Raw genomic sequence first — 18495 nt, forward strand, 5'->3', positions numbered from 1 at the left:
GCGCGGTCGCCGCCGTCGATCCGTCGGTCCTCGTGGTGTGCACGCGTGAGATCTATCAACGCCAGGGTAAGGAGGGGGAGTTGGTTCGGACTAGATCGCGTGATGTCCGTTGGGTTACGAAACTGTCGGCACCTGCCCGGTAAACGGGCGGGACCGAAAGCCCTGGCCCCAGGTGGCCGTCACTCGACGGTGATCGAGTCCAGCTTCTGGCGCAGATACACATGCGAGTCGACCGGCTCGTACGCCACCCGCCCCACCGGCGCGGGCACGGACTCCACCCGGGTGCCCGGGGTGCACTCGCCGAAGTAGACGAGGGACATCAGCTCCTCGGCCGGGGCGTCCGTGGGCGGCGGCAGCACCCGGTGCCGTCCCGAACGCCACCGGTCGCCCGTCCAACGGGCCATCAGGTCACCGATGTTGATGGTGAAGGCCGCCGGGTCGAAGGGCGCGTCCTCCCAGCCGCCCGCGTCGGTCCAGACCTGCAACCCGCCCTTCCCCGCCTGCCGGTCGAGGATCGTCACCGTGCCGAAGTCGGTGTGCGGTCCGATGCGGAACTGCCCCGGCTGCGGCTCGCCGATCACCTCGGTCCCCGGGTACCAGTTGATGTTGAAGCCGTACGTCGGATGGTCCATGTGCCGGGAGAAGAAGTCGGGTTCGAGCCCGAGGGCCTCGCCGAGCAGCGAGAGCAGCGCCTTCTCCAGCTCGGCCATCCTCGCCAGGTACTCCTCGCACAGCGTGCGCAGCTCGGGCACCTCGTCGGGCCAGACGTTGGGCGCGTACCACTCCGCGTTGACGACCGGGTCGTCGAACGGCTCGTGCGTGGCGAAGGTCAGCGACTCCTTCAGGTCCGGCGGGGTCTCGGTGCCCTCGGAGTAGCCGTTGGCCTCCGCGCCGGGACCGAGCCAGCCGCGCCCGCCGACCTTCGCGGTGTAGGGCTGCTTGACGTCGACGGGCAGCGTGAAGAACGTCCGCGCGGCCGCACGGATCCCGGCCCGCAGCGCCGGATCGACCCCGTGCCCGGTCACCAGCAGGAACCCGGCGGTCCGGAGGGCCTCGTCGACGGTACGGGCGATGGCGGCGCGGGCCTCGGGGGCGCCGTCTAGCCAGGGCCGCAGATCGATCGTGGGGATACGGGTCTCACTCACCGATGTCCTCGTTCCACAGGTCGGGTTGGTGCTTGATGAAGTCGCGCATCATCTCGACGCACTCGGGATCGTCCAGGAGCACGACCTCCACGCCGTGCTCCGCCAGCCAGTCGTGCCCGCCGTGGAAGGTGGCCGCCTCGCCGACCACCACCCGCGAGATGCCGAACTGCCGGACCAGGCCGGAGCAGTACCAGCAGGGCGAGAGGGTGGTCACCATGGTCGTCCCGCGGTACGACCGCTGCCGTCCCGCATTACGGAACGCGGCCGTCTCCGCGTGCATCGAGGGGTCGTCGTCCTGGACGCGCCGGTTGTGGCCGCGCCCGAGCAGCGTGCCGTCGGCGCCGTAGAGCGCGGCGCCGATCGGGATGCCGCCCTCGGCGAGCCCGGCGCGGGCCTCCGCCACGGCCGTGGCGAGCCAGGTGCGTGCCTGTGCCTGATCCATGCCTCCACTCTGCTGGCGCGGAAACACCGGGGCAACGTGCGGAAAGTACTCTCCGGGCAGCCCGCAGCCGGACGAACTGTCGCCGCCCTGGAGGTTCCCGTGCCCGCACTCACCCTCCGCGAAGTCCTGGCCCTCGACCCCGTCCGCGCCGCCGAGCCCGAACTCCTCGCCGGGGAGAGCGCCCTGGACCGCCCGGTCCGCTGGGTCCACTCCAGCGAGGTCTACGAAGGGGCGAACTTCCTCGACGGCGGCGAACTGCTCCTCACCAACGGCTTCGGACTGACGGACGCCGCCGAGGAGGTCCGCCGCCGCTACGTCCGCGAACTGGCCGCCCGCGACGCGGCCGCGCTCGCCGTGGAGGTCGGCCGCTCGCTGCCCACCATGCCGGCCGAGGTGACGGACGAGGCCCGCCGCCGGGGCCTGCCGCTGCTCGCCCTCCACCGGGTCGTGCCCTTCGTCCGCATCACCGAGGCCGCCAACCGGGCGATCGTGGCCCGCGGCCTGTCCGGGCGGTCGGTGTCCCGCCCGTGGAGCGACCGGGGCGACGACCATACGGCGGCACTGCTGGCCGACCTCGCCGACCGGGCGGCCCTCAACCAGCCGGAGGTGGAGGCGAGGGCGGCCCTCGCGGGCTTCCATCCCGGACCCGGCGCCCGTCTGATCGGCGTGTCCCTGCACGGCACCCGGGACCCGGGCGCGGTCGACCGGGCGGTGCGGCTGCTGGGTGGGGCGGCGGTGCTGCGGTCGGCGTTCCCCGGCGACGTCCTGGCCCTGCTCGCGCTGCCGGGCAGCCGTACCGGCGACCCCGTACGGGCCGTGCAGGACTCCTTCCGTACGGCGGCGGAACCGGGGCTGACCGTGGCCGTCGGGCACGCGGTTGCCGCCGGCAGCGGCTGGCTGCGCTGGAGCGACACGCTGCGCGCGGCCCGTACGACGCTGGAGCTGGCGCTGACCGTCCCGGCGGCGGAACCGGCCGCCGCCGACGGCCCGTTGGTGACGTCCTCGCGCGCCCTCGCCCTGGAACGGGAGCTGACCCGCGGCGGCGTCGACGCCAACCGCGACCGGCTCGCCCGTATGGTCCAGCACGCGCTCGGCCCGCTGCTGGAGTGGGAGGCGGCGCACGCCAGCGACCTGGTGCGGACACTGGAGGTGCATCTGCGGCACGGCTGCTCGCCGACGCGTACAGCGGCGCTGCTGCACATCGGACGCCAGTCGCTGTACCAGCGGCTGGAGCGGATCGAGTCGCTGCTCGGGCTGGAGATCGGCGATCCGGATCTGCTGGGGGAGCTGCTGGCGGCGGCCTGCGCGCACCGGGTGGTGCGGGGAGCGCCCGTGCGGGGGCTGCGGACCGTGGCCTGAGTGGTCAGCTCAGCCGCAGGCTCATGATCGTCAGGTCGAGCCACCGGTCGAACTTGGTGCCGACCTCCCGGATCGTGCCGCACTGCTCGAACCCGAACCGCTCGTGCAGCCGGATGGACGCGGTGTTGCCGGACTCGATGTCCGCGATCATCACGTGATGACCGGCCTCGCGCGCCGAGGCGATGAGCGTGGTCATCAGCGCCGAGCCGACGCCGCGGCCGTGGTAGCCGTCACGGACGTACACCGAGTCGTCCACGGTGTGCCGGAACCCGTCGAGCTTGCGCCAGGGCCCGTAGGCGGCGAACCCGGCGATCTCCCCCTCGGCCTCGGCCACGAACGCCGAGCCGCGCTCCAGGTGGGCGGCGAGCCGGGCCGCGCCTTCCTCGGGCGACTGCGGGGTCTCGGTCCACAGGGCTGTGGAGTGCTCGACGGCGTGGTTGCGGATGGCGAGGACGGCGTCGGTGTCACCGGAGTGCGCGGGGCGGACCTTCACAGCCCTCTCCTCTCGTATATTGGATTCATGTCCAACATAGTAGATCCCCTGGTGGGGCAGATCGCTGCCCGCGTCCGCATCGAACGGGAACGCCGCCGTTGGACCCTGGCCCAACTCGCGGACGCCTCCGGTGTCTCCCAGGCGATGATCAGCCGGATCGAGCGCGGCGAGAGCAGCCCCACCGCGGTCGTCCTCGGCAAGCTGTCCGCCGCCTTCCAGCTCAGCGTCGCCTCCCTGCTCGCCCTGGCCGAAGGCACACAGACCCGCGACGACACCGCGGGCGTGCGCCGCCTGGCGGACGCGACCGAGTGGCGCGACCCCGCCACCGGCTACCGGCGCCGCCAGATCACCGGCCCGTCCTTCCCCGCCGAGCTCGCCGAGATCCAGCTGCCCGCCGGCGCCCGGGTCCCGTACCCGGCCGCGGCCTTCGCCTTCCTCCGGCAGACCGTCTGGGTGCTCGACGGGCACCTCACCTTCCACGAGGGCGACACGGTGCACGAATTGGACGCGGGCGACACGCTGGAACTCGGACCGCCGGCGCCCTGTGTCTTCGCCAACAACGGCGACGGCACCTGCCGGTACGTCGTGGTGCTCACCCGGGACCAGCAGCCGTGAGAAGCGGCCGCACCTTCCTCCTGGCCGCGATAGCCGGTACGGCGATAGCGAACAACTACGCCGTCCAGCCCGCGCTCACCGACATCGCCGCCCACCTCGACGTCCCGCTCTCCGTGATCGGCCTGGTGCCCACCGCCGCGCTCATCGGCTGCACCGCCGGATTCGCACTCCTGCTCCCGCTCGTCGACCAGCTGGCCCCCAACCGCCTGGTGGCGGCCCAGCTCACGGCACTGGCAGCCGCCCTCGCCCTGGCCGCGGCGGCCCCCGGCCCGGGCGTCCTCCTTTTCGCGTACGTCCTCGTCGGCGCGGCGGCCGGTGTCGCGGCACAGGCGGGCAACATCGCCGGACGCCACGCCCCGCCCGAACGCCGTGCCACCGCCGTGGCGACCGTGGCCGCGGGCATGTCGGCGGGCATCCTGCTGAGCCGGCTGGTGGGCGGCGCCCTCACCGACGCGCTGGGCTGGCGGTGGATGCTGTTGGCCTTCGCCGCCGTCTGCCTGCTCGGCGCCCTGGCCGCGGCGACGCTCCTGCCCGCCGAACGACCGCAGTCCCGTATGCGCTACCGAGCGGCGCTCGCCTCCCTCCCGCTCCTCCTGCGACAGCACCCCGGACTGCGCAGGGCGGTGGCCGCGGGCGGCCTGTGGTACTTCGCCTTCAACCTGGTCTGGGTGGCGCTGACGCTCTCGCTGGGCCGCCCGCCCCACTCCCTCGACCCCACCACCATCGGCCTCTACGGCCTGGCGGGCCTGCTGGGCTTCGCCGCGCTCCCCTTCACCGGCCGGCTCACCGACCGCCGCACCCCGGCCGCGGTGATCGCAGGCTGCATGCTGACCGCGGCGGCAGGGGTGGCGCTGCTCGCCACGGGCCCGGGCACCCCGCCCGTCACCGTGCTCGGCCTCGCCCTCTTCGACGCGGGCTGCTTCGCCGCCCAGGCGGCCAACCAGTCCAGGATCATCGCCCTCGACCCCGACCGGGCCGGCAGCCTCAGCAGCGTGTACCTGGTGCTGTACTTCGTCGTCGGAGCAGTGGGTACGGCATCGGCGGCGCCGCTGCTCGAAACGGTCGGCTGGGCACCCACCTGCCTCGCCGCGGCGGCCGCCCTCCTCGCGGCCGCCGCGGTCGGCCGGACCCCGAGGGCAGCCTGCCGCAGGCCAAGCCGGCGAGCCGGAACGGCGCTGCGTGGACGGCGAAGCCGCCCGCCGGAAGGGCCGGAACAGCGCGACGGGCATCTACGTCGACCGGCTCGGCGCGGACTGGGAGTTGTGGACGACGAGTCGACCCGCGCTGAACGAACTCGCCCTCTGCGGCGTCGGGGTACTGGAGGGGATGCGAGATGAGGACAAGAGCGGCGACAACAATGGCCGTCATCACGGCCGTAGCGCTGGGCGCGGTCGCCTGCACGGAGTCGAGCGGCGGCGCGGAAGGGGCGGCGTCCTGCGCGTTCGTCATCGACTACGACAACCGCCGCTACATCGACGTGGCGAACGTCGACTTCACGGTCGGGGCGAAGCTCGGCACCGCCACACACCCACCGTGCGACGACACGGGCGGCGACGACGACGAGGGCTCCAAGGCGCGGCCCACGACGGCCTACGAGGTCGAGGGCCTGGACCCGGCCGTGGCCATCGCGGTGGGAACGGCACCCGACGACGCGGTCTTCGTCGCCGTACGCTCCGGCAAGGAACTGCCGCCGGAGATCGAGGAACTGATCGCCCGATGAGTGCCGACCTGCCCGCTTTCCGCTACCACCCCGACCCCGTCACCAGCGGATCCATCCGCGCAAGCACCGAGAAGTGCGAGTGCTGCCACCGCAGTCGGGGCTGGATCTACACCGCGACCTTCTACACCGCGCACGACATCGGCGGCCGCTTCTGCCCGTGGTGCATCGCCGACGGCAGCGCCGCGGAACGCTACGAAGGCGAGTTCGCCGACGCCTACGGCCTCAAGGACGTCAGCGAGGAGACCCTCCACGAGGTCACCCGCCGTACCCCCGGCTTCCACGCCTGGCAGGACCCGCACTGGCTCGTCCACTGCCAGGACGCCGCGGCCTTCCTGGGCGAGGTCGGCCACGAAGAACTGGCGGCCCACCCCGAGGCACTCGACCAGCTCCGCCTCGATCTGCGCCTGGGCGGCTGGCACGACGCCGACCAGCTCGACCGCTTCCTGACCCACCTCGGCGAAGCGGCAACGGCCATGCTCTTCCGCTGCACGTCCTGCGGCACCCACCTCGCCTACGTCGACGCCTCCTGAGTCAGTAGAGTCGTCGTAAGTCGACCTGAAAGGGCAAGTACCGTGGACGAGTTGGCGATCTCCGGCCCCCTGCCCAGCGACACGAAGGTGCTGTCCATCGGGCTGCACCCGAGCTCCCTCGACTACAGCCGGATGCCCGAGGGCATGACCGAGTCGGTACTCACCGCCCGGATCGCCGCGGGGAACGAGATGCTGCGCGAGTCGGGCCTCGACGTCACCACATGCCTGATCGACACCGATCCGGACCGCGCCGAGGAGGCCGTACGGGACCACCTCCGCAAGGAGCCGTTCGGTCTGGCGATGATCGGTGGCGGCGTACGGCTGCTCCCGGAGCACACCCTGCTGTTCGAGCGCCTGATCAACACCCTCACCGAAGCGGCCCCCGGCATCCGGCTGTGCTTCAACAGGTCGCCGGAGACCACGGTGGAGGCGCTGCGGCGCTGGATTCGGGCGTAGTGGTCCCGCGGCAGAACTGAACGTCCGAGCCCCCTCCCGCGTCACAGTGCCGTCGCGCAGAAATGGAGGGGGACATGATGAAGCGCAAGGGCATCCGGATCAGTGCCGCCGCTGTTGCCACCGCGGGTGTCGTCACCGCGGCCGTGCTGTACATCGACGCGCTGGAGACCGGGCACGCGGATGTCGATTACGCCGACGGTGCCAACGCCGCCGGGCGGCCCAAGACGTCCCAGTGCGTCGGTACCCGGCCCGGCGGGGGTACCACCGACCCCGACGACACCCCCCTCTACCGGCTCCTCGACCGCATCGACCGTCTCGCCGCCGAGCGGTACGCCGACGTCTACACCGGCCTCTCCGTCGACGAGCCCGACAACGCCGCCGACCTCTACCGCATCCCGTCCGCGGCGTTCGACGCCGCCGTGTGCGAGGCCGCCGAGAAGGGTGTCGTCGTGCGGCTCCACGACACCGACGTCAGCCGGAAGAAGCTGGAGGCGCTCGCCGACCGGATCAGCGAGGACATGCACCGCTGGGACGGCACCTTCCAGCTCCGTGAGGTCGGTGTCGACGAGCAGGGGTGGGTGTTCGTCGGTGTCGACGACCCGGACACCGCCGAGCCGATCATCCACAAGGAGTTCGGCGGGAGCCACGAGGAGCGCATCCGGGTCGAGCACGTCGAGCAGGCCTACGCGGACTGACGGCGCCCCAGCACCGCGTACAGGCCCGCGCTCACCGCGAAGCCCACCAGACAGGTCACGTCACCGAACGAGGGCCACTGCTCCGGCACCCACCCCATGTACTTCTCCTGGTTGGAGAAGAGGGGGACGGAGACCGCGATGCCCGCCAACAGGGCTGTCAGACCGGGCCAGTTCGTGAAGCCCCGGTCCGTCAGCCGGCCCGCGACCTCCTCCACGGGCCGCCCCGACCGAATCCACCGCTCCACCAGCACGACCCCCAGCCACGGCCCCACCCAGTACGCGATCACCAGCAGGAACGCCTCGTACGCATGCCCCGCGTCCTCCAGCGACGCCCACGCCGCCCCGGTACCGGCCAGCCCGCACAGCACGACGATCGCGCTCCGCCCGAGCCACTTCGGCAGCCGCAGCCCCAGCGACGTGATCGACATCGCCGACGAGTACACGTTCAGCGCGTTCGCCGACACCGCGCCCAGGATGATCGCCAGCAGCACCAAGTCGCCCAGCCAGCCCGGCAGATGCCCCGTGAACGCCGCCGTCGGCGTGGCCCCCTCCGGCGCCACGATCGTCGCCGACGCCGCCCCGATCACCGACACCACCGCGACCGACACGAACAGGCCGACGGCCGGATACAGCGCCGTACGCAAGCGGTTCGCCGTGCGCGGCAGATAGCGCGAGTAGTCCGAGGCCCCCGGGTTCCAGCCGGCCGCGTACCCCCACGCCGCGCTGAACGCCAGCAGGAAGCCGCCCACGCCGCCGCCCCCGCCCGGTGCCCCCAGGTCCGCCTCGCCGAAGGTCCACACCCCGGCCAGCAGGAAGATCACCGCCAGCACCGGAAACGCGTACTTCTCGAAGACGTGCACGAAGTTGTGCCCGATGAAGCCGATCACGATCTCCGCCGCCACCACCAGCAGCAACGAGGGCAACGGGCGCAGCCCCGTCAGTGTGTTCAGCGCGAAGGCCGCGCTCACACTGTTCACCGCGAACCAGCCGACGCCCGCCACCAGCGCGTTCACGCCCGACGGCAGCAGGTTCCCGCGAAAGCCGAAGGAGAACCGGCCGATCGCCATCTGGGGCACGCCGAACCGCGGGCCGTCCAGCGACAGGATCCCGTGCGTCACGGCCCCCAGCGCCGTCCCCAGCAGCAGCGCCGCGCACGCCTGCCAGAAGTTCAGGCCGAAGAACAGCACCGAGATCACGCCGATGTACACCGTCGCGAACTCGATGTTCGGCGACGCCCACGTCCACAGCAACTGCAGCGGAGTGCCGTGGCGTTCGGCATCGGGGATGGGTTCCGAGCCCGCCGCTTCGACGGCGATGACCTTGTCACCGTATGCAGGGGCGGCGGCCGCCGTGGCGGAAGTCGTCGTCATACGACGTAAGTGTCCGGCCGGTTCCGAGCCCCGCCCAGGGGCGCATTGTCCGCATCGGAAGCCTCACCGGCGTACAACCTGCACGCATCGGCGCCGCCGATGGGCCCATCGGCAGGACGCCCCAGCAGCGCGTGGACCAGGGACGACGTCTGCTCGTAGCGTCCTGGACATGACCTCAGAGAACAAGGGCACGGCCCAGCTGACGACCGCGATGGTCCTCTCCGGCACCCTCGGTGTCTTCGTCGTCGAGTCGGGCGCCTCGCCCTTCAACGTCGTCTTCTTCCGCGTCCTGTTCGGCGCCCTCGCCCTCGGCGGCTACATCCTCGCCCGCGGCTGGCTCAGGAACCACGGCTTCACGCCCCGCACCCTCGGACTCGCCGTCCTCGGCGGCGTGTTCATCGTCTTCAACTGGGTCTTCCTCTTCCAGTCCTACGAGAACACGTCCATCTCCGTGGCGACGGTGGTCTACCACACCCAGCCGTTCTACGTCGTCCTGCTCGGCGCCCTCCTCTTCCGCGAGCGGCTCACCGCGGCGAAGGTCGGCTGGATCGGCCTCGCCTTCGCCGGACTGATCCTCGTCTCGGGCATCACCCCGGCCGACCTCACCGGCGGCGGCGCCTATCTGACCGGTATCGGCCAGGCCCTCCTCGCCGCTCTTCTCTACGGCCTGTCCACCGTCGTCACCAAGCGGATCACCGGCGTACGGCCGCACCTCATCGCCCTCGTCCAGGTCCTCGTGGGCATCCCGCTCCTCCTCCCCTTCGCCGACTTCGGCGCGATGAGCGGCACGGGCGCGGACTGGGGATGGCTGGTCGGCCTCGGGATCATCCACACGGGACTGATGTACGTCCTCATGTACGCCGCCTACGCCCAGCTTCCCACCGCGAAGATCGCCGTCCTCGCCTTCGTCTACCCGGCGGTCGCGATGTTCGTCGACTGGGCGGTGTACGGCCACCACATCGGCCTCGTGCAGGCGCTCGGCGTCCCGCTGATCGTGACGGCGAGCCTCAAGGTCACCCTTGCTCGGCAATCAGCTTCCGCGCCTGCTCCAGGAACAGCCGGGCGTGCGCCGGAAGCCGCTTCCCGGACCGCCACGCCAGTTGCGTCCGAAGCGTGAACGGCGGCTCCCACGGCAGCCGTACCAAAGACCCCTCCGCGAGTTCGGCGGCGACCGTCACCTCGGGCAGCAGCGCGATGCCGAGGCCGGCCGCCGCCGCGCGTTTGGTGGCCTCTATGGTGCCGAACTCCATGAACTCCACCGCCTGGGACACCGACTTGAGCTCCCGCTCGAACAAGTCGCGGTAGGCGCAGCCGGGTTCGGTGGCGAGCAGGGACTGCCGTACGAGGTCGGCCGTGGAGGCCACCTCCAGCTGCTGCCCCGCCACCAGCACCAGCGGCTCCACCGCCAGCACCTCGCTCTCCAGGCCCGCGTGCTCGGTCTCCTCCTCCATGAGGAAGCCGAGGTCGTACGTCCCCTGCCGCAGCGCCTGCCGGGTCTCGTCCCCGATCGTCGTGCGCAGCGCCAGGCGCACCTTGGGGTAGCGGTGGTGGAAGAGCTCCAGGAGCGGGGGCAGCCGGTAGGAGGTCAGCGACTCCATGGTGCCGACCACGAGCGAGCCCTCCGGTTCCTCCGCCCCCGCCACCGCGGCCCGCGCCTCCTCGGTGAGCTCGATGATCTGGCGGGCGTAGGGCAGCAGCCGCTCACCGGCCTCCGTCAGCCGGATGCGGCTGCCGAGCCGGTCGAAGAGTTCCGTGCCGAGCGAGGACTCAAGCGCCCGGATCTGACTGGTCACGCTGGATTGCGCGTAGGCCAGCTCGGTCGCGGCCCGGGTGAAGCTCAGGACGGTCGCGACCTTCTCGAAGGTGACGAGCAGCCGCAGTTCCATGTCAGGGTTCGTCCCGCTTCTTCTTGTCGTCGTCGTCCAGTGACTTCAGGAACTCGGGGTTGTCGTCGGGCGCCACCCACCGCTGCCCGCGGTTGGTCCGCACCCCGGACCAGCCCTCGGCGGCCGGGCTGCGCTTCTTGCCGGCGATCAGCCACGAGATCGAGCCGACGAGCGGGAACAGCAGCACGAGGATCGCCCACAGCGGCTTGGGGATGTGACGGATGTCCTCGTCCTTCGTGCTGATGCAGTCGATGAACGCGTAGATGCTCAGCGCCAGCGGCACGAGGAACAACAGCACCCGGAGCATGGGGCCTCCCGCGAGACGGTCGTCGGGGCCGCGATCACAGCCCCCAGGTACAGGGCCAGGGTAGCCGCTCGGGGATACTTGACCCCATGGCTTACGACGATCTTCGTTCCCTGCTGAGGGCACTGGAACGCGAAGGCGACCTCAAGCGTGTCAAGGCTGAGGTCGATCCGTATCTGGAGGTCGGGGAGATCGTCGACCGGGTGCAGAAGGCGGGCGGCCCGGCACTGCTCTTCGAGAACGTGAAGGGCTCCGACATGCCCCTCGCGATGAACGTCTTCGGCACCGACCGCCGGCTGCTGAAGGCGCTCGGCCTGAAGTCGTACGGCGACATCAGCGAGAAGATCGGCGGGCTGCTCAAGCCCGAGCTGCCGCACGGCTTCGTGGGCGTGCGGGAGGCCTTCGGCAAGCTCGGCGCGATGACGCACGTACCGCCGAAGAAGGTGAAAGAGGCCCCCGTCCAGGAAGTGGTGCTCCAGGGCGACGACGTCGACCTGGACCGGCTCCCCGCCCTGTTCACCTGGCCGAAGGACGGCGGCTCCTTCTTCAACCTGGGGCTGACCCACACCAAGGACCCGGAGTCGGGCGTCCGCAACCTCGGTCTCTACCGCCTCCAGCGCCACGACAAGCGCACGATCGGCATGCACTGGCAGATCCACAAGGACAGCCGGAACCACTACCAGGTCGCCGCCCGGCGCGGCGAACGCCTCCCGGTCGCGATCGCCTTCGGCTGCCCGCCCGCCGTCTCCTACGCCTCCACCGCCCCGCTCCCCGGTGACATCGACGAGTACCTGTTCGCCGGGTTCCTCGCGGGCAAGCGGATCGAGATGGTCGACTGCAAGACGGTCCCGCTCCAGGTTCCGGCGCAGGCGGAGGTCGTGCTGGAGGGCTGGCTGGAGCCGGGCGAGATGCTCCCGGAGGGCCCGTTCGGCGACCACACCGGGTTCTACACCCCGCAGGAGCCCTTCCCCGCGCTGACGATCGACTGCGTGACGATGCGCAAGCGGCCGCTGCTCCAGTCGATCGTCGTGGGCCGGCCCCCGACGGAGGACGGACCGCTGGGCCGTGCGACGGAGCGCTTCTTCCTCCCCCTGCTGAAGATCATCGTCCCGGACATCGTGGACTACCACCTGCCCGAGGCCGGCGGCTTCCACAACTGCGCGATCGTCTCGATCGACAAGAAGTACCCCAAGCACGCGCAGAAGGTGATGCACGCGATCTGGGGCGCCCACATGATGTCCCTGACCAAGCTGATCGTGGTCGTCGACTCCGACTGCGACGTGCACGATCTGCACGAGGTCGCCTGGCGGGCGCTGGGCAACACGGACTACGCCCGTGACCTCAGCGTCGTGGAAGGCCCCGTCGACCATCTCGACCACGCCTCCTACCAGCAGTTCTGGGGCGGCAAGGCGGGCATCGACGCCACGAAGAAGTGGCCCGAGGAGGGCTATACGCGTGACGGCGGCTGGCCCGACATGGTGGTGTCCGACCCGGAGACGGCGGCGAAGGTCGACCGCCGGTGGAAGGAATACGGACTGTGAGTTCCGCGTCTGCCGCACTTCCCCAGCCGGGCCGTACGAAGGCCTTCCTGCGCCTGGTCATGATCGAGCACTCGATCTTCGCGCTGCCCTTCGCCTATATCGCCGCCCTGACCGCGATGTTCCAGTGGGACAAGAACATCCACTGGGGCCGGCTGCTGCTGGTCACCATCTGCATGGTGGGCCTGCGGACGTTCGCGATGGCGGTCAACCGGATCATCGACCGCGAGATCGACGCCCGTAACCCGCGCACGGCGCAGCGCGAGCTGGTGACCGGCGCGATGTCGGTGAAGCACGCGTGGACCGGCGCGCTGATCGCGGTCACGATCTTCCTGGGCTCGGCGGCCCTGCTGAACCCGCTCTGCCTGGCCCTGGCCCCCGTCGCGGTGATCCCGATGGTGGTCTACCCCTACGGCAAGCGGTTCACGAACTTCCCGCAGGCCATCCTCGGTCTCGCCCAGGCGATGGGCCCGATCGGCGGCTGGCTGGCGATCACCGGTTCCTGGTCCTGGGACGCGGTCCTGCTCGGCCTCGCCGTGGGCATCTGGATCGGCGGCTTCGACCTCATCTACGCCTGCCAGGACGTCGAGACCGACCGCGAGACCGGAGTCATGTCGGTCCCGGCCCGCTTCGGCATCCCGGCGGCGATCTGGGGTGCGCGGGTCTGTCACCTCGTCACCACGCTGCTCCTCGTCTGGTACGCCGTGGCGACCGACGCGGGCGGGTTCTTCTGGCTGGGCCTGATGATCGTGGCGGGCGCGTTCGTCTACGAGCACCGGATCGTCACCCCGCACGACCTGTCCCGCCTCAACCGGGCGTTCTTCTCGACGAACGGTTTCATCGGCATCAGCCTGTTCGTCTGCGCCCTGTTCGACCTGCTGACGCGCGGGCTCACGGTGTGACCGGGACCGAAGACCGTGCGACCCGCCGGTAGGCTCGGGGTGTGAACGCAGGAGAAACGCAGCGCGCGCCTTGGATCGTGGGGGTGTCCGGAGCATCCGGTACCCCGTACGCGGCCGCTGTGCTGCGTGCGCTTCTGGAGGCGGGGGAGAGCGTCGACCTGGTCGTCAGCCGGGCCTCCCGGCTGACCCTGCTCGACGAGACCGGGATCGGCTTCCGGGACGCGCACTGGCAGGACGACCTGCGGGAATGGCTGTCCCGCGGGGCGGACGGGAAGCCGGACACCTTCGCCGTGGACCTCTCCGGGGTACGGCACTGGGCGGCGGGGGACCTTGCCGCCGGGCCGTCCTCGGGGTCGTATCCCGCGAAGGGCATGCTCATCGTGCCGGCGTCCACCGCCTGTGTCGCGGGGGTGGCGCTCGGGCTGTCCAAGGACCTGTTGCAGCGGGCGGCGAGCGTGACCCTGAAAGAGGGCCGCAAGCTGGTGGTCGCCGTTCGGGAGACCCCTTTGAACGGGCAGACGCTGCGGCATCTGGTCGCCCTCGACGACGCGGGCGCGGCCGTCGTACCCGCCTCGCCCGCCTTCTACGCGGGCGCCACGCACATCCAGGACCTGGTGGACTTCGTCGCCGGACGCGTACTCGACGCGGCGGGCGTGGAGCACCGGCTCTACCGCCGCTGGAAGGGCGACCTCGGCGGCGCACGCACGACCTGAGCAGCACGCGGGATCAGCAGTACTCGGTACTTCAGAACTCATCGACCTTTTCAGCGGAAGGCTTCGAATCGCATGGACGCGGTGGACAGGCAGCTCATCCAGGCCCTGAGGGAGAACGGCCGGGCCTCCTACGCGGAGCTGGGGCGCCTCGTCGGCCTGTCGGGACCCAGCGTCACCGACCGCATCAACCGGCTGGAGGCGGCCGGTGTCATCACCGGCTATCGCGCGACCGTCGACGCGGCCTCCCTCGGCCTCGGTGTCACCGCCCTGATCGGCATCTCGCTCTCCGACGCGACCGATCACGAGGACGTGGCGCGCCGGATGAAGGACCTCGGCGAGATCGAGGACTGCTGGTTCATCGCCGGTGACGACTCGTACATGCTCAAGGTGCGGGCGAACGACGTGGACGGGCTGGAGAAGATCATCCGGCGGCTCAGCGGGACGAAGGGCGTGTCCCGGACCCGTACGACCATCGTGCTCTCCACGAAGTGGGAGAACCGGGTGGGTGAGCTTCCGGAAGAGGTGTAGGGCTACGGTTGTCAGGTCGGTCTAGGAGAGGTGTACGCATGGACGTCGGGCTCAAGCGCGAGCTGGAGCAGAAGGTCATGGCCGGTGAGCGGCTGAGCCGCGAGGACGGCATCGCGCTGTACGAGTCGGACGACCTGGCGTGGCTCGGCGGGCTCGCCCACGAGGTGCGGACGCGGAAGAACGGCGACGTCGTCCACTTCAACGTCAACCGTCACCTCAACATGACGAACGTCTGCACGGCCTCCTGCGCGTACTGCTCCTTCCAGCGCAAGCCGGGGGAGAAGGACGCGTACACGATGCGCATCGAGGAGGCCGTCAAGCTCGCCAAGGCGATGGAGTCGGAGAACCTCACCGAGCTGCACATCGTCAACGGCCTGCACCCGAACCTGCCGTGGCGCTACTACCCGCGCTCGCTGCGGGAGCTGAAGGCGGCCCTGCCGAACGTTTCGCTGAAGGCCTTCACGGCGACGGAGATCCACCACTTCGAGACGATCTCCGGTCTGTCGGCCTCCGAGATCCTGGACGAGCTGATCGACGCGGGCCTTGAGTCGCTGACCGGCGGCGGCGCCGAGATCTTCGACTGGGAGGTCCGTCAGCACATCGTGGACCACCGCACCCACTGGGAGGACTGGTCCCGGATCCACCGCCTGGCGCACGAGAAGGGTCTGAAGACCCCGTGCACCATGCTGTACGGCCACATCGAGGAGCCGCGGCACCGGGTGGACCACGTGCTGCGGCTGCGCGAGCTCCAGGACGAGACGAACGGCTTCCAGGTCTTCATCCCGCTGCGCTACCAGCACGACTTCGTCGACATGAAGGACGGCAAGGTCCGCAACCGCCTCCAGGCGCGGACCCAGATGGCGACGGGCGCGGAGGCCCTGAAGACCTTCGCGGTCTCCCGCCTGCTCTTCGACAACGTCCCGCACGTCAAGGTCTTCTGGGTCATGCACGGCGTCCAGACCGCACAACTGGCCCTGCAGCACGGCGCCGACGACATGGACGGCTCGGTCGTCGAGTACAAGATCACCCACGACGCGGACAACTACGGCACGCCGAACAAGCTGACCCGCGACGACCTCCTCGACCTGATCCGCGACGCCGGCTTCCGCCCGGTGGAACGGAACACGCGCTACGAGATCATCCGCGAGTACGAGGGTGCGGACCCGGAGCGCAGGGAGTCGCCGCAGCCGATGCGGGTGTGATCCGGTGACGTTGACGTTCGAGCTGGACCCGGCGGTCTCGCCCGCCCTCCGGGACGAGGTGCTGGCGCTGTGGGCGGACGTGTCGAACGCGGGCGGCTCGGTGGGGTTCGTGCCGCCGGTGACGGTGGACGACATACGGCCCGAGCTGGTGAAGCACTTCGTCGCCATGGCGGAGGGCCGTACCCGGCTGCTGGTGGGCCGGGACCGGGCAGGCACGGTCGCCGCGACCGCGTTCATCGCCCACAACACGCACCGGCTGATGAAGCACTGGGTGTGGCTGTACACGGTGATGGTCCACCCCGGTCACCAGGGCAAGGGCTACGGCCGTGATCTGCTCGCCGCCGCCGAGGACGCGGCCCGGACCCTCCCCGGCACAGAGGCGATCCGCCTCACCTGCCGCGGCGGCCTGGGCCTGGAGCGGTTCTACGGCTCCTGCGGCTACAAGGAGGTCGGCCGGATCCCCGGCGCGATCCGGGTCGCGCCCGGCGACGACCGGGACGACGTCCACATGCTGCTGCCGCTGACCTGACCGTCGTACCCCCCTGCAAGATCGGGTCGTGGGCGTGCTTCACTGGACGATGCCCTTGGGGAATCCCTTTGGGACTGTTCGTACCGTTGACGGAAGAGTGAATTGAGATGCTCCGCTACACGCTGATGCGCCTCGGTATCTTCGCGGGCTGCCTCGTGGTCGTCTGGGGCCTCGTCTACTCCGGTCTCGTCCCGCGCGGCCTCGGCGACTCCAACGGCATGTGGGTCGTTCTGCTCGCCCTGCTGGTCTCCGCCCCGATCAGCTTCGTCGTCCTGCGCAAGGAGCGCGACCGCGCCTCGGTGCAGATCGTCCAGAAGGTCGACCGCGTCAAGGCCAACCTGGACGCGAACCGCAGCCAGGAAGACGTTGCCGACGACGCGGCGCGGGCTCAGGGGCAGACGTCCTAGTCTTGCCCCCATGGGTGCCGTGAAGACCAAGCGGATGCCGCGCGCGGTCCGTGAGCAGCAGATGCTGGACGCCGCCGTGCGGACCTTCGGGCGGCGCGGGTACCGGGCCGCCTCGATGGACGAGATCGCCGAACTCGCCGGTGTCTCCAAGCCGTTGGTCTACCTGTACCTGAATTCCAAGGACGATCTCTTCACCGCCTGCATCCGCCGCGAGGCACGGGCGCTGACCGAGGCCGTGCGGGCCGGGGTGCGGACCGACGTGCCCGCCGACCGCCAACTCTGGGCAGGACTGCGGGCGTTCTTCACGCACACCGCGCAGAACCCGGACGGCTTCGCGATCCTGCACCTCCAGGCGCGTACCCACGGCGAGGCGTTCGCCGGTGAGGTCGCCGCGATGCGCGAGGAGATCGTCGCGTTCGTCACGCAGCTGATCCTCGCCGCCGCCCGTGCCGCACACCGCGACCCCGACCTCCCGGAACGCGAGGTCGCCGGGCTCGCCGAGGCCCTGGTCGGCGCCGCCGAGTCGCTCGCCGCCTGGGCCAACGCCACCCCCGGTGTCACCGCCCGCCAGGCGGCCGCGACCCTGATGAACTTCGCCTGGGCAGGCCTCGGCGACCTCATGGAGGGCCGCCCCTGGGCGGCACCGCAGGAGGCGGATCACCCGGTGACGGGGTAGACCCTCCCCGTCACATGCACGCGGCCCGCGTCGCCCCGCAGCTCGAACCGCCCGTTCTCCGCCCCGTACACCACCGTCCCCGGCAGCAGCACCGGCGCCCGGAACTCCGCCCGGATCCGCGCGGCCGGCGGAACGCCGTAGGCCGCCAGGCAACGGGCCACCGTCCACATGCCGTGGGCGATGGCGCGCGGGAAGCCGAACAGGCGGGCGGTGAGCGGGTACAGGTGGATGGGGTTGCGGTCGCCGGAGGCCGCGGCGTACCGCCGGCCGACGTCCCCGCCGAGCCGCCAGTCGGCGACGGCCGGGAGCGGCTCGTGCGCCTGACTCGGTGCCGGTCCCGCGTCGGTGCGGTGCCGCGCCAGGTATGTACTGCGTGACTCCCAAACGACCTCGCCGCCGGTCCGCAGTTCCGTGACGACCGTGGCCTCCGTGCCCCGCCGGTGCGGTGCCAACCCGGCGACGTGCACGCCGAGTTCGTACGCGCCGGTGGCGGGGAGCAGCCGGTGCCGGGTGATCTCGATCGACGTGTGGACGAGGCCGAGCACCGGCAGCGGGAAGGCCCGCCCGCACATCAGCCGCATGGCCGACGGGAAGCCGAGGACGTGCGGGTAGGTGACCGGCAGCGCGTCCTCCCCGGTCGCGAACCCGCACACCCGCTCGTACTCCGCGAGCCGTGCGAGGTCCACGCGCAGGCCGGGCAGGACGAGCGGGTCGCGCGGGAAGTCGGCGTCCGGGCGCGGCCGTTTGAACGGGGAGAGGAGGGCGCCGCGTATGAGAAGGGGCAGCAGAAAGCGGTCGGCCATGGTCTTCCCCCATGAGGTCCAGTTACTTACTCTGAAGTAAGGTTACCGGAGGTAATAGAGGTGCGAAGGACTGCGCGACAGCCCCCGTCGACCCGCAGTGAATCCCCTCCGGACCATCCCTGAACGGGCACAGGTCTCACACGTCCGCCCCGTACGATCGCCTGCCGAACCGGCGGTAACCC

General features: G+C 70.8%; 23 protein-coding genes. 16 read left to right on the forward strand and 7 right to left on the reverse strand.

Annotation, left to right across the window (positions count from 1 at the left end; genetic code table 11):
* Window positions 1-179: 179 nt before the first annotated feature.
* Both AB0Q90_RS22390 and AB0Q90_RS22395 read right to left on the reverse strand, forming a co-directional pair.
* Window positions 180-1145, reverse strand: coding sequence for a 2-oxoglutarate and iron-dependent oxygenase domain-containing protein (locus AB0Q90_RS22390; protein WP_363159355.1), 966 nt, complete (start codon window positions 1143-1145; stop codon window positions 180-182).
* On the reverse strand, window positions 1138-1587 hold the full coding sequence (locus tag AB0Q90_RS22395) for a nucleoside deaminase (protein ID WP_363159354.1): 450 nt from the start codon (window positions 1585-1587) through the stop codon (window positions 1138-1140). Before AB0Q90_RS22395 ends, AB0Q90_RS22390 begins: the two co-directional genes overlap by 8 nt.
* Window positions 1588-1686: 99 nt before the next feature.
* Between AB0Q90_RS22395 and AB0Q90_RS22400 the strand changes: the two genes are divergently transcribed.
* Window positions 1687-2946 carry a PucR family transcriptional regulator gene (locus AB0Q90_RS22400; RefSeq protein WP_363159353.1) on the forward strand — a complete coding sequence of 420 codons (1260 nt, stop codon included), beginning with the start codon at window positions 1687-1689 and terminating at the stop codon, window positions 2944-2946.
* A 4-nt stretch (window positions 2947-2950) separates the two neighbouring features.
* Here the strand turns inward: AB0Q90_RS22400 and AB0Q90_RS22405 are convergent, their stop codons facing one another.
* Window positions 2951-3439 carry an N-acetyltransferase family protein gene (locus tag AB0Q90_RS22405; RefSeq protein WP_363159352.1) on the reverse strand — a complete coding sequence of 163 codons (489 nt, stop codon included), beginning with the start codon at window positions 3437-3439 and terminating at the stop codon, window positions 2951-2953.
* A 27-nt stretch (window positions 3440-3466) separates the two neighbouring features.
* Between AB0Q90_RS22405 and AB0Q90_RS22410 the strand changes: the two genes are divergently transcribed.
* The 6 genes from AB0Q90_RS22410 (at window position 3467) to AB0Q90_RS22435 (ending at window position 7455) form a co-directional block, all read left to right on the forward strand.
* The gene (locus AB0Q90_RS22410) at window positions 3467-4054 is read left to right on the forward strand and encodes an XRE family transcriptional regulator (RefSeq protein ID WP_363159351.1); all 588 of its coding nucleotides are present in this window, start codon (window positions 3467-3469) and stop codon (window positions 4052-4054) included.
* The gene (locus AB0Q90_RS22415; RefSeq protein ID WP_363159350.1) at window positions 4051-5391 is read left to right on the forward strand and encodes an MFS transporter; all 1341 of its coding nucleotides are present in this window, start codon (window positions 4051-4053) and stop codon (window positions 5389-5391) included. The genes AB0Q90_RS22410 and AB0Q90_RS22415 overlap by 4 nt, the downstream gene beginning before the upstream one ends.
* Window positions 5392-5411: 20 nt before the next feature.
* Window positions 5412-5774 carry a DUF6281 family protein gene (locus AB0Q90_RS22420; RefSeq protein ID WP_363159349.1) on the forward strand — a complete coding sequence of 121 codons (363 nt, stop codon included), beginning with the start codon at window positions 5412-5414 and terminating at the stop codon, window positions 5772-5774.
* The gene (locus tag AB0Q90_RS22425) at window positions 5771-6304 is read left to right on the forward strand and encodes a CbrC family protein (protein WP_363159348.1); all 534 of its coding nucleotides are present in this window, start codon (window positions 5771-5773) and stop codon (window positions 6302-6304) included. The genes AB0Q90_RS22420 and AB0Q90_RS22425 overlap by 4 nt, the downstream gene beginning before the upstream one ends.
* Window positions 6305-6346: 42 nt before the next feature.
* Window positions 6347-6760 (forward strand): hypothetical protein, encoded by a 414-nt coding sequence (locus AB0Q90_RS22430; RefSeq protein WP_363159347.1) that lies wholly within the window; start codon window positions 6347-6349, stop codon window positions 6758-6760.
* Window positions 6761-6834: 74 nt separating this feature from the next.
* Window positions 6835-7455, forward strand: a complete 621-nt coding sequence (locus AB0Q90_RS22435; RefSeq protein ID WP_363159346.1) for a hypothetical protein — start codon at window positions 6835-6837, stop codon at window positions 7453-7455.
* On the opposite strand, the gene AB0Q90_RS22440 is transcribed toward AB0Q90_RS22435, so the two are convergent.
* The gene (locus tag AB0Q90_RS22440; protein ID WP_363159345.1) at window positions 7443-8825 is read right to left on the reverse strand and encodes a cytosine permease; all 1383 of its coding nucleotides are present in this window, start codon (window positions 8823-8825) and stop codon (window positions 7443-7445) included. The genes AB0Q90_RS22435 and AB0Q90_RS22440 overlap by 13 nt on opposite strands.
* A 169-nt stretch (window positions 8826-8994) precedes the next feature.
* On the opposite strand from AB0Q90_RS22440, the gene AB0Q90_RS22445 reads away from it, so the two are divergent.
* Window positions 8995-9942, forward strand: coding sequence for a DMT family transporter (locus AB0Q90_RS22445; RefSeq protein WP_363159344.1), 948 nt, complete (start codon window positions 8995-8997; stop codon window positions 9940-9942).
* Here the strand turns inward: AB0Q90_RS22445 and AB0Q90_RS22450 are convergent.
* Window positions 9839-10711: a LysR family transcriptional regulator gene (locus AB0Q90_RS22450; RefSeq protein WP_363159343.1), complete on the reverse strand. Its 873-nt coding sequence runs from the start codon at window positions 10709-10711 to the stop codon at window positions 9839-9841. The two genes, AB0Q90_RS22445 and AB0Q90_RS22450, sit on opposite strands and share 104 nt — an antisense overlap.
* Window position 10712: 1 nt before the next feature.
* Window positions 10713-11018, reverse strand: a complete 306-nt coding sequence (locus AB0Q90_RS22455) for a PLD nuclease N-terminal domain-containing protein (protein WP_363159342.1) — start codon at window positions 11016-11018, stop codon at window positions 10713-10715.
* Window positions 11019-11104: 86 nt separating this feature from the next.
* Here AB0Q90_RS22455 and AB0Q90_RS22460 point away from each other — a divergent pair, with 86 nt between their 5' ends.
* The 8 genes from AB0Q90_RS22460 to AB0Q90_RS22495 all read left to right on the forward strand — a co-directional run bounded on the left by AB0Q90_RS22460 (window position 11105) and on the right by AB0Q90_RS22495 (window position 17510).
* Window positions 11105-12556 carry a menaquinone biosynthesis decarboxylase gene (locus AB0Q90_RS22460; RefSeq protein ID WP_363159341.1) on the forward strand — a complete coding sequence of 484 codons (1452 nt, stop codon included), beginning with the start codon at window positions 11105-11107 and terminating at the stop codon, window positions 12554-12556.
* Window positions 12553-13455 (forward strand): menaquinone biosynthesis prenyltransferase MqnP, encoded by a 903-nt coding sequence (mqnP, locus tag AB0Q90_RS22465; RefSeq protein WP_363159340.1) that lies wholly within the window; start codon window positions 12553-12555, stop codon window positions 13453-13455. The genes AB0Q90_RS22460 and mqnP overlap by 4 nt, the downstream gene beginning before the upstream one ends.
* Before the next feature lie 41 nt (window positions 13456-13496).
* Window positions 13497-14168 carry a UbiX family flavin prenyltransferase gene (locus tag AB0Q90_RS22470; protein ID WP_363159339.1) on the forward strand — a complete coding sequence of 224 codons (672 nt, stop codon included), beginning with the start codon at window positions 13497-13499 and terminating at the stop codon, window positions 14166-14168.
* A 72-nt stretch (window positions 14169-14240) separates the two neighbouring features.
* Window positions 14241-14696, forward strand: coding sequence for an Lrp/AsnC family transcriptional regulator (locus AB0Q90_RS22475; protein WP_363159338.1), 456 nt, complete (start codon window positions 14241-14243; stop codon window positions 14694-14696).
* A gap of 38 nt (window positions 14697-14734) precedes the next feature.
* Window positions 14735-15898, forward strand: coding sequence for an aminofutalosine synthase MqnE (mqnE, locus tag AB0Q90_RS22480; protein ID WP_363159337.1), 1164 nt, complete (start codon window positions 14735-14737; stop codon window positions 15896-15898).
* A gap of 4 nt (window positions 15899-15902) precedes the next feature.
* The gene (locus tag AB0Q90_RS22485) at window positions 15903-16427 is read left to right on the forward strand and encodes a GNAT family N-acetyltransferase (RefSeq protein WP_363159336.1); all 525 of its coding nucleotides are present in this window, start codon (window positions 15903-15905) and stop codon (window positions 16425-16427) included.
* Window positions 16428-16534: 107 nt separating this feature from the next.
* Complete coding sequence (locus tag AB0Q90_RS22490) at window positions 16535-16834, forward strand: DUF4229 domain-containing protein (protein WP_363159335.1); 300 nt, start codon at window positions 16535-16537, stop codon at window positions 16832-16834.
* A 10-nt stretch (window positions 16835-16844) separates the two neighbouring features.
* Entirely contained in the window at window positions 16845-17510 is a 666-nt protein-coding gene (locus AB0Q90_RS22495; RefSeq protein ID WP_363159334.1) for a TetR/AcrR family transcriptional regulator, read from the forward strand.
* Here the strand turns inward: AB0Q90_RS22495 and AB0Q90_RS22500 are convergent.
* Window positions 17492-18313, reverse strand: coding sequence for a MaoC/PaaZ C-terminal domain-containing protein (locus AB0Q90_RS22500; protein ID WP_363159333.1), 822 nt, complete (start codon window positions 18311-18313; stop codon window positions 17492-17494). The genes AB0Q90_RS22495 and AB0Q90_RS22500 overlap by 19 nt on opposite strands.
* Window positions 18314-18495: the final 182 nt, after the last annotated feature.

Origin of the sequence: Streptomyces sp. NPDC079141 (assembly GCF_040686775.1) — a bacterium.
Lineage (GTDB): Bacteria > Actinomycetota > Actinomycetes > Streptomycetales > Streptomycetaceae > Streptomyces.

What these genes read in the sequence shown, in the direction of transcription:
- AB0Q90_RS22395 (WP_363159354.1), bottom strand. Translation starts at nt 1,587, where the DNA reads ATGGATCAGGCACAGGCACGCACCTGGCTCGCCACGGCCGTGGCGGAG.
- AB0Q90_RS22410 (WP_363159351.1), top strand. Translation starts at nt 3,467, where the DNA reads ATGTCCAACATAGTAGATCCCCTGGTGGGGCAGATCGCTGCCCGCGTC.
- AB0Q90_RS22420 (WP_363159349.1), top strand. Translation starts at nt 5,412, where the DNA reads ATGGCCGTCATCACGGCCGTAGCGCTGGGCGCGGTCGCCTGCACGGAG.
- AB0Q90_RS22425 (WP_363159348.1), top strand. Translation starts at nt 5,771, where the DNA reads ATGAGTGCCGACCTGCCCGCTTTCCGCTACCACCCCGACCCCGTCACC.
- AB0Q90_RS22435 (WP_363159346.1), top strand. Translation starts at nt 6,835, where the DNA reads ATGATGAAGCGCAAGGGCATCCGGATCAGTGCCGCCGCTGTTGCCACC.
- AB0Q90_RS22440 (WP_363159345.1), bottom strand. Translation starts at nt 8,825, where the DNA reads ATGACGACGACTTCCGCCACGGCGGCCGCCGCCCCTGCATACGGTGAC.
- AB0Q90_RS22445 (WP_363159344.1), top strand. Translation starts at nt 8,995, where the DNA reads ATGACCTCAGAGAACAAGGGCACGGCCCAGCTGACGACCGCGATGGTC.
- AB0Q90_RS22450 (WP_363159343.1), bottom strand. Translation starts at nt 10,711, where the DNA reads ATGGAACTGCGGCTGCTCGTCACCTTCGAGAAGGTCGCGACCGTCCTG.
- AB0Q90_RS22455 (WP_363159342.1), bottom strand. Translation starts at nt 11,018, where the DNA reads ATGCTCCGGGTGCTGTTGTTCCTCGTGCCGCTGGCGCTGAGCATCTAC.
- AB0Q90_RS22460 (WP_363159341.1), top strand. Translation starts at nt 11,105, where the DNA reads ATGGCTTACGACGATCTTCGTTCCCTGCTGAGGGCACTGGAACGCGAA.
- AB0Q90_RS22475 (WP_363159338.1), top strand. Translation starts at nt 14,241, where the DNA reads ATGGACGCGGTGGACAGGCAGCTCATCCAGGCCCTGAGGGAGAACGGC.
- mqnE (WP_363159337.1), top strand. Translation starts at nt 14,735, where the DNA reads ATGGACGTCGGGCTCAAGCGCGAGCTGGAGCAGAAGGTCATGGCCGGT.
- AB0Q90_RS22490 (WP_363159335.1), top strand. Translation starts at nt 16,535, where the DNA reads ATGCTCCGCTACACGCTGATGCGCCTCGGTATCTTCGCGGGCTGCCTC.
- AB0Q90_RS22495 (WP_363159334.1), top strand. Translation starts at nt 16,845, where the DNA reads ATGGGTGCCGTGAAGACCAAGCGGATGCCGCGCGCGGTCCGTGAGCAG.
- AB0Q90_RS22500 (WP_363159333.1), bottom strand. Translation starts at nt 18,313, where the DNA reads ATGGCCGACCGCTTTCTGCTGCCCCTTCTCATACGCGGCGCCCTCCTC.